Below are 11048 nucleotides of genomic sequence, written 5' to 3' on the forward strand. Positions count from 1 at the left end.
GCCTCCCGGCGGGGGGCGACGCTGAGGGCGCCGCCGCAGCATCGCAAAGCCTCCCGGCGGGGGGCGACGCTGAGGGCGCCGCCGCAGGATCGCAAAGCCTCCCGGCGGGGGGCGCCGCTGAGGGCGCCGCCGCAGGATCGCAAAGCCTCCCGGCGGGGGGCGACGCTGAGACCAGCGCCGCCGCACCCGAAGCACGCCCCACGCCGAAGGGCAGCCGCGTCAGCCGGGCGAGCGACCGGCGGGCGGTGTCGCGGGCAGCGGCACCCAGCGCAGGCCCTGCTGGCCCTCGATGAGCATCAGCACGTTGCGGCGGCCAGCCTGGCGGGCGCGGTCGATCCGCTCCTGCAATTCTGCCGGTGTCGCGACGGCCTCCTGCTGAACCTCGACCACCACGTCGCCGGCACGGATGCCGCGCTCTGCCGCCGGGCTGTTCGGCAGGACCTCGACGACGACCACGCCCTTCGCCTCCGCGCTGAGGCTGAACCGCTCACGCAGCTCCGGCGTGATCGAGGACACGCGCACGCCGATGCCGGCGATCTCGACCGGCCTGCCGCCACGATCCTGCGGCCCAGGCGTGGCTGCCGCCTGCTGCGCCTCCTCGGGGAGTTCGCCCACCGTGGCAGTCAGCGTCTGCTCGCGGCCGGAGCGCCAGACGATCACGGGCACCTGCTTGCCGATCGCCGTCTCGGCGACGACGCGCGGCAGGGTCCGCATCTCGCGGATATCCGTGCCATCGAACTTCAGCACGATGTCGCCGTTCTGCAGGCGCGCACGGTCAGCCGGGCCGCCCTCGTTCACGCCGGCGACAAGCGCACCGCGCGCACCGCCCGCGAGCCCGACGCTCTCGGCGATCTCATCCGTCACCTGCTGGATGCGCACGCCGAGCCAGCCACGGCGGGTACGGCCGAACTCGCGCAGCTGCGCGATCACGTTGGTGGCGATGTTCGACGGGATCGAGAAGCCGATGCCGATCGACCCGCCGGTGGGCGAGAAGATCGCCGTGTTGATGCCGACGACATCGCCCGCCATGTTGAACAGCGGCCCGCCCGAGTTGCCGCGGTTGATCGAGGCATCGGTCTGGATGAAGTCGTCATACGGGCCGATGCGGATGTCGCGGCCGCGGGCCGAGACGATGCCCGCCGTGACGGTGCCGCCGAGCCCGAACGGGTTTCCGATCGCCACAACCCAGTCGCCGATCCTGGCCGTGTCGCTGTTGCCGAAGCGAACGGTGGGAAGACGCTTGTCGGTCTTGACGCGGAGGAGGGCGAGGTCGGTGCGCGGGTCGCGCCCGACGATCTCGGCCCTGAGCGAGGTGTTGTCGGTGAGGATGACACTCACCTCGTCGGCGCCGTCGATCACGTGGTTGTTCGTGACGACGTAGCCCTCTCCGTTGCCGTATTCGATGATGAAGCCTGAGCCGAGGCTCTGCGCACGGCGGGGGCGCTGCGGCTGGCCCTGCGGCCCCTGGCCCTGGCGCTGCTGGCGGTCGAAGAATTCGCGGAAGAACTCCTCGAACGGCGAGCCTGGGGGCAGCTGAGGCGCTTCGGGACCCTGGCGTTCGCCGCGCGCCTGCACGGTCTGGGTGGTCGAGATGTTCACGACCGAGGGCAACAGCCGCTCGGCGAGGTCGGCGAAGCTTTCCGGCGCGCTCCTTGGCTGCGCGGCGGTGGGAAGGGCAAGCGGCGCTGCGAGGAGGCCGATCGCGAGCACGGCGGCAGCGGGGCGGAACGGAAAGCGCATGAGCATCCTGCCTGGTTCGAGGCTGAGTGGCGGGCGTGGCTGCCGCGATCCGGCGCGGCTGACGGCCCTGTCCATACACGTCTGAGTATGGGGCCGAACATGGCGGACCGGAAGGACCGGGCGTGCCGTCTCCCGGGTTTCTGATCCGGGGCCACGCTCAGCCAAGCGTTGCGGCGATGATGACGAGCACCACGCCGAGCGAGGCGGCCCCCAGCCCGATGCGCCGGAACGTCGCCTCGGGCGCGGCAAGGAGGGCGGCGAAGACACGGCGCACCGCGCCGGGGAAGGCAAAATAGACGAGGCCCTCGACTGCGATGAGCAGACCGAGGGCCCCGAGGAAGGCTCCAACACTCACCGTGCGCCGAAGCAGCGCCGGTTCAGCAACGTGTCAGCGCGTGCCCGCCGCACGAACATCCTGCGGGATGTCCTTGAAGAAGCGGAAGAACTCGCTGTCTGGGGTCAGCACGAGGCGGTTGCCCTCGCTGCCTTCGCCGAACGCCTCGCGATAGGCCTGCATGCTCCGCCAGAACGCGAAGAACTGCGTGTCGCGCTGGAACGCCTCCGCGAGGATGCGGATGCTCTCCTGCTCGCCCTGGCCGCGCAGGATGTCGGCCTGTGCCTGCGCCTCGGCGAGAATGACGGTCCGCTCGCGATCGGCACCTGCGCGGACGCGGGCGGCCACTTCCGCACCTTCGGCGCGGGCCTCGCGGGCAACACGCTCACGCTCAGACTGCATCCGGCTCAGAATGGCCTGCGTGTTCTCCTCCGGAAGGTCGGCACGGCGGATGCGCACATCCTCCACGATGATGCCGAAGCGACGCGCCTCCGTGTTCACCTGGGTTCGGATGTCGTTCATGATCCGCACGCGGTCGGACGAAAGAACGCCCAGCAGCGGCTCGTTACCGAGAACGCGGCGGAGAGCAGAGGTGACGATCGAGGAGAGACGCGCGCGGATCGCGTTCTCGCCGAAGCCGACCGTCTGGAAGTACTGCAGCGGGTCGACGATGCGGAAGCGCGTGAAGGCATCGACGATCAGCCGGCGCTGGTCGCCGAGGATGACTTCCTCGCCCGGCATCTCGTAGTCGAGCAGGCGACGGTCGAACTCGATCGTCGTCTGCACGAAGGGCAGCTTCGCGTTCAGGCCCGGCTCGGTGATCACGCGGACGGGCTTGCCGAACTGCAGCACGAGCACCTGGCGCGTCTGCTGGACGGTGAACAGGGTCGAGAAGGCGAGCACGGCGACGGCCGCGAGGCCGACGATGCTGCCGATAAGCACTTTCTGGTTCATCGCACTGCTCCGGACGCACGCGCCGCGGGGGCTGGCCTGTCACCGGGGACGACCGTTGCCGCCGGTGCCGCCTGACGGGGGCTTCGGTTCATTTCGTTGAGCGGCAGGAACGGAACGACGTTCTGCACCTTGTCATCCACCACGATGGTCGAGCTCTGGCGGATGATCTCCTCCATCGTCTCGAGGTAGAGGCGCAGGCGGGTCACGTCGCGTGCCTGATTGTAGGCGGTGTAGACCGACACGAAGCGCTGCGCCTCACCGTTGGCGCGTGCGATGCGCGCCTCGCGCTCACCCTGCGCTTCCTGCACCAGCCGCTCGGCCTCGCCTCGCGCCCGGGGGATGATGTCGTTGCGGAACGCTTCCGCTTCGTTGCGGAGGCGCTCGCGGTCGGCGTTGGCGCGCTGCACGTCGCGGAACGCGTCGATGACCGCCGCCGGCGGGTCGACCTTCTGCAGCTGCACCTGGCTGATCTCGACGCCGGCACGGTACTGGTCGAGGATCGCCTGCGTGCCTTCGCGCACCGCCTGCTCGATCTGCGCGCGTGCCTCGGTCAGCGCCGGCTGGATCGGCGTGCGGCCGATCGCCTCACGCATGACGCTTTCCGCCGCCGACTTCACGGTCTGCTCGGCGTTGCGGATGTTGAAGAGGAACTCCGAGGCGTCGCGGATGCGCCACAGCACCGAGAAATCGATGTCGATGATGTTCTCGTCGCCGGTCAGCATCAGGCTTTCCTCGATCACGTCGCGCGAGGGCGCGACGCGGCTCGGATTGCCATCGGCGGCGCTGCGGAAGCCGACCTCGGTGCGGTTGATGCGCGTGACCTGCGGGCGCAGTACGCTCTCGATCGGCGCCGGCAGGGCGTAGTTCAGGCCGGGAGCCGTGAGGCGGTCGAACGCGCCGAAGCGGAGCACGACGCCCTGCTCGTCAGGCTGGACGCGGTAGAAGCCAGAAAGCAGCCAGAGCGCGATGAGGACGAGCGCGATTGCCGCGATCCCCTTCCCGCCGCCGACGCCGCGCGGCAGGAAGCGCCTGATGAAGTCCTGCACCTTGCGCAGCAGCTCATCGACATTCGGAGCCTGCGGAAGCTGCGGGCCACCGCCGCCGCCACCCCAGGGCCCGCCCTGTCGTCCGCCGCCACCCCAGGGGCTTCCGCCCCCGCTGTTATTGGTCCAGGGCATGTGTTGTGATCCCGGCCTTCTCGCTGTTGGAAGCCTGTTCCCCGCGCCCCATATCGGAACCGCGGCAGCGCGGCCCCATGGTTGCGCCAAAACGCCGGCGGGCAAGAGACCCGTCGGCGCAGCGGATATCGTCCAGACTGGAGGGGTTTTCAAGAGATGAACGCAGTGACACCCGAAACCGTGCTCGCGGCACTCGCCCGGTTGCGCGATCCGGAAAGGGGTGCCGACATCGTATCGCTCGGCATGGTGCAGGGGCTGCAAGTGAGGGATGGCCTCGTTTCCCTGGCCCTGGACGTGGCCCGTGAGCGTGCCGCAAGCCTCGAGCCGCTCCGCCGCGCGGCTGAGGCTGCCGTCACCGCGCTGCCAGGCGTGCTGAGCGCCACCGTCGTGCTGACCGCCCATCGTGGCGACGCGCCAGCCGCGAATCCTGCCTCCGCCCCAACCCAGGGCGCCCAGGCAGCCGCCGCGAAGGCCGGCAAGGGCAAGGGGCCGCAGCTGCTCGACAATTGCCGCGCGATCGTGGCCGTCGCCTCCGGCAAGGGCGGGGTCGGCAAGAGCACCACGGCGGCCAACCTCGCCATCGCACTCGCCCAGTCAGGGCTTCGCGTCGGGCTGCTGGACGCCGACATCTACGGCCCCTCGGTGCCCCGCATGCTCGGCATCCGCGGCCGGCCGCACGCCGCAGGGCAGATGATCGCGCCCATGGAGAAATGGGGGCTCAAGATCATGTCCATCGGCTTCCTCGTCGAGGAGGAGACGCCGATGATCTGGCGCGGCCCGATGGTGATGGGTGCGCTCGAGCAGATGATGGGCCAGGTGCTGTGGGGCCCGCTCGACATCATGGTGGTCGACATGCCGCCAGGCACGGGCGATGCGCAGCTGACGATGGCGCAGCGCGTGCCGCTGACCGGCGCGGTGATCGTCTCGACGCCGCAGGACGTGGCGCTGATCGATGCTCGCCGCGGCATGGCGATGTTCGCCCGCACCAACGTTCCCGTTCTCGGGCTGATCGAGAACATGAGCTATTTCTGCTGCCCGAACTGCGGGCACAGGAGCGAGATCTTCGGCCATGGCGGCGCTCGCCGCGAGGCGGAACGGCTAGGCGCCGAGTTCCTGGGCGAGATCCCGCTGAAGCTCGACATCCGCACCACGTCGGACGAGGGCGCGCCGATCACCGCGACCATGCCCGATGGCGAGGAGGCGGCGATCTATCGCGCCATCGCCGCCCGCGTCTGGGCCAAGTGCGAGTCGGTGCTGGCGCGCCAGCAGGCCGCAGCACCGCGCATCGTCGTCGAGTAGGCGCTCAACCCCCAGTTTCCGTCAGGTGCGGGGCTGGGCGAGCGCCTGAGCGAGGCCGATTGCGAGTGCTGGCATGGCGTAGGCGGCCGCGACGCTGGCAACGAGGCTTGCCTGCGCCATCAGCATGGCGGTGGGGAATAGGGTGTACATGCGCGTCAGTCTCCGCCGGCGCGGTTAACGCGCCGCCAAGGGGGCGGCGCCGTCGGCGAGGAGCGCGTCGGTCTCCGCCCGGGAGGGGATGCTGCCCTGCGAACCCGCCCGCGTACAGGCCAGCGCCGCGGCTGCCGCCCCGCGCCGCATCGCCTCCGCGAGGCCAGCGCCGGCATCGAGTGCCGCGGCCAGCACGCCAGCGAAGGTATCGCCTGCCGCCGTCGTGTCGATGGCCGTGACGGCGAAGGCAGGTTGGCGGATCGACCCCGATTCCGTCGCCGCCTCCGCCCCCTCCTCGCCGCGGGTGACGATGACGTCGGGCCCTCCGAGGCGTGCGCGAAGCGAGGCCGGGTCGGCGCCCGAGCCCAGCATGGCGGCGAGAGCTGCCGACTCGCTTTCGTTCAGCAGCAGGAGATCGAGCGCCGCAAGCGCATCCGCAGGCAGAGGCGCTGGCGGGGCGAGGCTGAGTATGATGCGTGCCCCGCTGGCCCTGGCGCGGGCGATCAGCGAAGCGGTTTGCCCGGCATCGACCTCCATCTGCAGCACGAGCGTGGTGCCGGGGCCGAGATCGGCCTCGGTGAGCTGGCTGGCACGGGCAGCGAGGTTGGCGCCGGGCGCCACCGCGATCTGGTTTCCCCCCTCGGGATCGACCGAGATGGTGGCAACGCCGGTCGGCTGCTCGACCGCCGCCAACCGCGTGAGATCCGCCCCCGCCGCACGCAGGAGCGCGGTGGCAGGCTCGGCGAAGGCATCGTGGCCGACGGCGCCGGCGAAGGCGACCCTGGCCCCAGCGCGCGCGGCGGCGACCGCCTGGTTTGCGCCCTTGCCGCCAGGCTCGCTGCGGAAACCTGTTCCGAGCACGGTCTCCCCCGGCGCCGGCAAGGCAGGCACCGAGACGATCAGGTCGAGATTGATCGAGCCAAAGACGACGATCACCGCCCTATCCCTCGCGGCCGAGGCTGGCCATGAACTCACGCCACTCGCGCTTGCTCATCCCGGCACTCTCGGCCGTCATCGCCTCGCCGGCGAGCATGCGTTTGAGTGCGCCGACCATCTGCGCCGAGAGGGTGACGGCGCCGAGGCGATAGTCGAGGAAGGCCTGCGCCGTGATCGGCACCCAGGCCTTGACGATGCCGAGCATCGCCTCGGCATAGGCGCGGATCTCGTATTGCGCATGCGCATCGGCGCGCAGCGACAGGAAGTGCAGGAGGTTGTGGAGGTCCGTCTTCCAGTACCACTGTGTGTAGGTATTGAGCGTGAGGTTCATCCGGGCAAGCTCGCGGGCGAGCCCCTGGCGCGAGTCGTCTTCGGGCTCGCCGTCCGCCCCCTCGTTGAGCATCCAGGCATAGTGGTCGTAGCAGCGGGCGGCATCCTCGCGCAGCAGCCGCAGCACCTCCTCCGCCTCGGCGCCGTCGAGGACCTCGCCGCGGCCCTGGCGGTTCACGGCACTCTGCGCGGCGAGCGCATGGCGGGCGGGGATGTAGAACTCGCGGTCGAGCACGGAATAGCGGGCGGAATACTCGTTCACGTTCGCGGTGCGATGGCGGATCCACTGCCGCGCGATGAAGATCGGCAGCTTCACGTGGAACTTGATCTCGGCCATCTCGAACGGCGTCGAGTGCCGGTGGCGCATCAGGTAGCGGATCAGCCCGGCATCGTCCTGCACGCGCTTGGTGCCGCGCCCGTAGGAAACGCGGGCCGACTGCACCACCGCGGCATCGTCGCCCATGTAGTCGACCACGCGGACGAAACCGTGATCGAGCACCGGCATGGGCGAGTAGAGCAGCGCCTCCAGCGCCGGAACGGTGGGGCGGAGCGTGGGGGCGGCCGTGGCGCGCGCCTCGGCGATCTCGGCCCCTTGGGCGTCGGTGAGGTCCATCGCGTCTGCGTTCCCTGCATGCCAGAGGATTTATCAGAGGCTGGCGCTGGCCCGAGTCGTGGGGCTTTCGCGCGGGCCCTGGGTTTCCTATATACAGAGGTGCCGGGGCAACCCGGCTATGGCGATAAACGGTGTTTGGAATAAGCGTTGCGGACCCGGGGGCAGTGCCCGGCGCCTCCACCATATCCCTCCGCTTGGCTGTTGGCGGGTGTCATGGGGGCGAAACAGGCTCGACGCGCGTGGTAAAGACTCACCTTTTGCCCGGCATGGTTCCGCCGTTATCGGGCCGATCCTTAGGTGCCAATGACAACAGCCATGTGGCGCTCGCTGCCTGATAACAGGTAAGCGCGGTTCGGGGGGCACCGGGCAACAGAAGCCCCCCACTCTCTCCCGGCATCCCTTCGATCCCCGTCTTTCCGCCCCGCGCAATCTTTCCCACCCACGCCATGGTTCGACCCCACCGGGCATTGCCCATGTGTGGGTTCCGCAACGCCATGGCAAACGAGCGTGACAGCCGCGTGTCACTCGACATAGCTTCACGCACGCGGCGGGGATTGGAAGGGGCTGGGTGCTCGATGGCGCAGGACGAACCGGGTCTGAAGGACAGTCTCCTCCCTTATGAGAGCTGGATCCAGGAGAGCCTGCGTGGCGTCCTCCGCTTCGCGCTCGACCGCGCTGCGGGCGAGGGCCTGCCCGGCGACCATCATTTCTACCTCACCTTCCGCACCGATGCGCCAGGCGTGGCAATGCCCGACAGGCTGCGCGCCCAGTACCCCAACGAGATGACGATCGTGCTGCAGCACCAGTTCGACGACCTGCGCACGACCGACCACGGCTTTTCGGTGAAGCTCTATTTCGGCGGCGTTCCGGCCGCACTGTCGATTCCCTGGTCTGCGCTCACCCAGTTCGCCGACCCCTCGGTCCGCTTCGGCCTCCGCTTCGACGCGGCCCCCGGGGGAGCGGGGCAGATTCCCGCGCTGACCGCAGAGCCTGAGCCTGCCAAAGCCGAGCCTGACGAGGCGCCGGCCGAGGACGCGCCGCAGGTCGTCAGCCTCGACGCGTTCCGCAAACGGCCGCCGAACAAGGGCTGAGAGGCCGCCTCCGACCTTCTGGCTCCTTCCCGCGCGCCGTGCCATAAGCCGCGCGACCTGACCCTGAGCGAGGGAGCCAGCGCATGAACGCGCCCGCCACGCGCGCCGCCACCACCGGCGGCTTCGCCTACAGCCCGATGTTCCCGCTGGGACCGACCGCGACGCCCTGGAAGAAGCTCGATGTCGGTGGCGTCGCCACGGTCGAAGCCGCAGGCCGGCGGGTTCTGACCATCGCACCCGAGGCGCTCACCGCGCTCGCCTTCCAGGGCTTCCGCGATACCTCGCACCTGCTTCGCCCCGGGCACCTGGCGCAGCTCCGCGCCATCCTCGACGACGCGGAGGCCTCGCCCAACGACCGCTACGTGGCGCTCGAGTTCCTGAAGAACGCCAACATCGCCGCCGGCGGCATCCTGCCGATGTGCCAGGACACGGGCACCGCGATCGTGTTCGGCAAGAAGGGCCAGCGCGTGTGGGTGGAGGGCAACGAGGAGGAGGCCCTCGCCCGCGGCGTGTTCCGCACCTTCACCGAGACGAACCTGCGCTACAGCCAGATGGCGCCGCTCACGATGTTCGACGAGGTCAACACCGCCAACAACCTGCCCGTGCAGTTCGACATCATGGCGGCACCGGGCGACGACCACGCCGACGAGTTCCACCTGATGTTCGTGGCCAAGGGCGGCGGCAGCGCGAACAAGACCTTCCTGTTCCAGGAGACGCGCGCGATCCTGAATGAGCAGCGGCTCTACGACTACATCGCGTCCAAGATGAAGTCGCTCGGCACCTCCGCCTGCCCGCCCTATCACCTGGCCATCGTCATCGGCGGGACCTCGGCGGAATTGACGCTGAAGACCGTGAAGCTCGCCTCGACCCGCTATCTCGATGGACTGCCGACGGAAGGGGCGGTCTCCGGCCACGCCTTCCGCGACCTCGAGGCCGAGGTGAAGGTGCTCGAGATCAGCCGCAACCTCGGCATCGGCGCACAGTTCGGCGGCAAGTATTTCTGCCATGACGTGCGCGTCATCCGCCTGCCGCGCCACGGCGCGTCGCTGCCCGTCGGCATCGGCGTCTCCTGCTCGGCCGACCGGCAGATCCTCGGCAAGGTCACGCCCGAGGGCGTGTTCCTCGAACAGCTCGAGACCGACCCGGCAAAGTACCTGCCCGAGACGACCGACGAGCATCTCGGCAATGACAGCATCCACATCGACCTCGACCAGCCCATGGGCGAGATCCGTGCCGCCCTCTCGCGCTGCCCGGTGAAAACGCGGGTCATGCTCTCGGGCACGATGGTGGTCGCGCGTGACATTGCCCACGCCAAGCTGAAGGAGCGGCTCGACCGCGGCGAGCCAATGCCCGACTACATGCGCAACCACCCCGTCTACTACGCAGGCCCCGCCAAGACGCCGGCCGGCTATGCCACCGGCGCCTTCGGGCCAACGACGGCCGGGCGCATGGACAGCTACGTGGCCGAGTTCCAGAAGGCCGGCGGATCGCTCGTCATGCTCGCCAAGGGCAACCGCTCGCGTGCCGTGCGCGAAAGCTGCCGCGCCAATGGCGGGTTCTATCTCGGCTCCGTCGGCGGGCCTGCGGCAAGGCTCGCGAAGGACTGCATCACCAAGGTCGAGGTGCTGGAGTATCCGGAACTCGGCATGGAGGCGGTGTGGCGCATCGCGGTGAAGGATTTCCCGGCCTTCATCGTGATCGACGACAAGGGCAACGATTTCTACGACGGGCTGGAGTAGGGCCGCGATGCTCTTCATGGTCATCGAGACCTTCCCAACCGGCGAGGTGGTGCCGATCTACCGCCGCCTCGCAGACCAGGGCCGGGGGCTGCCGGACGGCGTCGAGTTCGTCGACAGCTGGATCGCCGCCGATCTCGGCCGCTGCTTCCAGCTGATGCGGGCCGACGACGTCGCTCGCCTGCAGCGCTGGGTGCTGCACTGGGAAGGGCTTGGCGTGAGGATCGAGATCGTTCCGGTTGCCCCGGGAGCCGAGACGCGCGAGATGGCCTATGCGCTGATGAGGGAGAAGAACGGCAATGCGTAAGTGGATCTCGTCAGGCTCACGCTTCGAGGAGGAGATCGGCTACTCCCGCGCCGTGGTCGATGGCGACTACGTCTGGCTCTCCGGCACCACCGGCTACAACTACGCCACGATGACGATCGCCGATGACGTGGTCGAGCAGGCCGAGCAGTGCTTCCAGAACATCGCCGCCGCGCTCGGCGAGGCCGGCTGCACGCTCGATGACGTGGTGCGCGCCTTCTTCATCGTGCCGAAGCGCGAGGACTGGCAGCCCTGCTGGCCCGTGATCAAGAAGTATTTCGGCAAGGCCCGCCCGACCTCGACACTGATCCATGCCGGCCTCTACACCGATGCGATGCGCATCGAGCTCGAGGTGACTGCCAAGCTGCCGAAGAAGGCCTGAA

At 69.2% G+C, this 11048-nt stretch carries 12 protein-coding genes and 1 other RNA gene; 6 read left to right on the forward strand and 7 right to left on the reverse strand.

Annotated elements, in window-relative coordinates; genetic code table 11:
- Nucleotides 1-219: 219 nt before the first annotated feature.
- The 4 genes from Q0C38_RS03220 to hflK all read right to left on the reverse strand — a co-directional run bounded on the left by Q0C38_RS03220 (nucleotide 220) and on the right by hflK (nucleotide 4206).
- Nucleotides 220-1740, reverse strand: a complete 1521-nt coding sequence (locus Q0C38_RS03220) for a Do family serine endopeptidase (protein WP_291295642.1) — start codon at nucleotides 1738-1740, stop codon at nucleotides 220-222.
- Between the two features lie 157 nt (nucleotides 1741-1897).
- Nucleotides 1898-2095 carry a DUF2065 domain-containing protein gene (locus Q0C38_RS03225; protein WP_291295612.1) on the reverse strand — a complete coding sequence of 66 codons (198 nt, stop codon included), beginning with the start codon at nucleotides 2093-2095 and terminating at the stop codon, nucleotides 1898-1900.
- 33 nt (nucleotides 2096-2128) lie between these two features.
- Complete coding sequence (gene hflC / locus Q0C38_RS03230) at nucleotides 2129-3028, reverse strand: protease modulator HflC (RefSeq protein ID WP_291295613.1); 900 nt, start codon at nucleotides 3026-3028, stop codon at nucleotides 2129-2131.
- Entirely contained in the window at nucleotides 3025-4206 is a 1182-nt protein-coding gene (hflK, locus tag Q0C38_RS03235) for an FtsH protease activity modulator HflK (RefSeq protein WP_291295614.1), read from the reverse strand. Before hflK ends, hflC begins: the two co-directional genes overlap by 4 nt.
- Nucleotides 4207-4362: 156 nt before the next feature.
- On the opposite strand from hflK, the gene Q0C38_RS03240 reads away from it, so the two are divergent.
- Nucleotides 4363-5505 carry an Mrp/NBP35 family ATP-binding protein gene (locus Q0C38_RS03240; protein WP_291295615.1) on the forward strand — a complete coding sequence of 381 codons (1143 nt, stop codon included), beginning with the start codon at nucleotides 4363-4365 and terminating at the stop codon, nucleotides 5503-5505.
- A 21-nt stretch (nucleotides 5506-5526) separates the two neighbouring features.
- Here Q0C38_RS03240 and Q0C38_RS03245 read toward each other — a convergent pair whose 3' ends face one another.
- The 3 genes from Q0C38_RS03245 to thyX are packed head-to-tail and all read right to left on the reverse strand — an operon-like array spanning nucleotide 5527 to nucleotide 7534.
- Nucleotides 5527-5655, reverse strand: a complete 129-nt coding sequence (locus Q0C38_RS03245) for a hypothetical protein (RefSeq protein WP_291295616.1) — start codon at nucleotides 5653-5655, stop codon at nucleotides 5527-5529.
- Between the two features lie 24 nt (nucleotides 5656-5679).
- Complete coding sequence (locus tag Q0C38_RS03250) at nucleotides 5680-6591, reverse strand: PfkB family carbohydrate kinase (protein WP_291295617.1); 912 nt, start codon at nucleotides 6589-6591, stop codon at nucleotides 5680-5682.
- Nucleotides 6592-6595: 4 nt separating this feature from the next.
- On the reverse strand, nucleotides 6596-7534 hold the full coding sequence (thyX, locus tag Q0C38_RS03255) for an FAD-dependent thymidylate synthase (protein WP_291295618.1): 939 nt from the start codon (nucleotides 7532-7534) through the stop codon (nucleotides 6596-6598).
- 61 nt (nucleotides 7535-7595) lie between these two features.
- Between thyX and ssrA the strand changes: the two genes are divergently transcribed.
- The 5 genes from ssrA to Q0C38_RS03280 all read left to right on the forward strand — a co-directional run bounded on the left by ssrA (nucleotide 7596) and on the right by Q0C38_RS03280 (nucleotide 11047).
- Nucleotides 7596-7919: a transfer-messenger RNA gene (ssrA, locus tag Q0C38_RS03260) on the forward strand.
- Between the two features lie 190 nt (nucleotides 7920-8109).
- Nucleotides 8110-8625 carry an SspB family protein gene (locus Q0C38_RS03265; protein WP_291295619.1) on the forward strand — a complete coding sequence of 172 codons (516 nt, stop codon included), beginning with the start codon at nucleotides 8110-8112 and terminating at the stop codon, nucleotides 8623-8625.
- An 83-nt stretch (nucleotides 8626-8708) separates the two neighbouring features.
- Nucleotides 8709-10364 (forward strand): fumarate hydratase, encoded by a 1656-nt coding sequence (locus Q0C38_RS03270; RefSeq protein WP_291295620.1) that lies wholly within the window; start codon nucleotides 8709-8711, stop codon nucleotides 10362-10364.
- Nucleotides 10365-10371: 7 nt separating this feature from the next.
- Complete coding sequence (locus Q0C38_RS03275) at nucleotides 10372-10668, forward strand: DUF3303 domain-containing protein (RefSeq protein ID WP_291295621.1); 297 nt, start codon at nucleotides 10372-10374, stop codon at nucleotides 10666-10668.
- A complete protein-coding gene (locus Q0C38_RS03280) occupies nucleotides 10661-11047 on the forward strand; it encodes a RidA family protein (protein WP_291295622.1) in 387 nt (128 codons plus the stop codon). Before Q0C38_RS03275 ends, Q0C38_RS03280 begins: the two co-directional genes overlap by 8 nt.
- The last annotated feature ends 1 nt before the right edge of the window (nucleotide 11048 follow it).

Source organism: Elioraea sp. (genome assembly GCF_022842375.1).
GTDB lineage: Bacteria > Pseudomonadota > Alphaproteobacteria > Acetobacterales > Acetobacteraceae > Elioraea_A.

Coding starts and splice junctions, on each gene's coding strand:
- Q0C38_RS03220 (WP_291295642.1), bottom strand. CDS start 1,740: ATGCGCTTTCCGTTCCGCCCCGCTGCCGCCGTGCTCGCGATCGGCCTC.
- Q0C38_RS03270 (WP_291295620.1), top strand. CDS start 8,709: ATGAACGCGCCCGCCACGCGCGCCGCCACCACCGGCGGCTTCGCCTAC.
- Q0C38_RS03245 (WP_291295616.1), bottom strand. CDS start 5,655: ATGTACACCCTATTCCCCACCGCCATGCTGATGGCGCAGGCAAGCCTC.
- Q0C38_RS03265 (WP_291295619.1), top strand. CDS start 8,110: ATGGCGCAGGACGAACCGGGTCTGAAGGACAGTCTCCTCCCTTATGAG.
- Q0C38_RS03240 (WP_291295615.1), top strand. CDS start 4,363: ATGAACGCAGTGACACCCGAAACCGTGCTCGCGGCACTCGCCCGGTTG.
- Q0C38_RS03275 (WP_291295621.1), top strand. CDS start 10,372: ATGCTCTTCATGGTCATCGAGACCTTCCCAACCGGCGAGGTGGTGCCG.
- Q0C38_RS03280 (WP_291295622.1), top strand. CDS start 10,661: ATGCGTAAGTGGATCTCGTCAGGCTCACGCTTCGAGGAGGAGATCGGC.
- hflC (WP_291295613.1), bottom strand. CDS start 3,028: ATGAACCAGAAAGTGCTTATCGGCAGCATCGTCGGCCTCGCGGCCGTC.
- thyX (WP_291295618.1), bottom strand. CDS start 7,534: ATGGACCTCACCGACGCCCAAGGGGCCGAGATCGCCGAGGCGCGCGCC.
- hflK (WP_291295614.1), bottom strand. CDS start 4,206: ATGCCCTGGACCAATAACAGCGGGGGCGGAAGCCCCTGGGGTGGCGGC.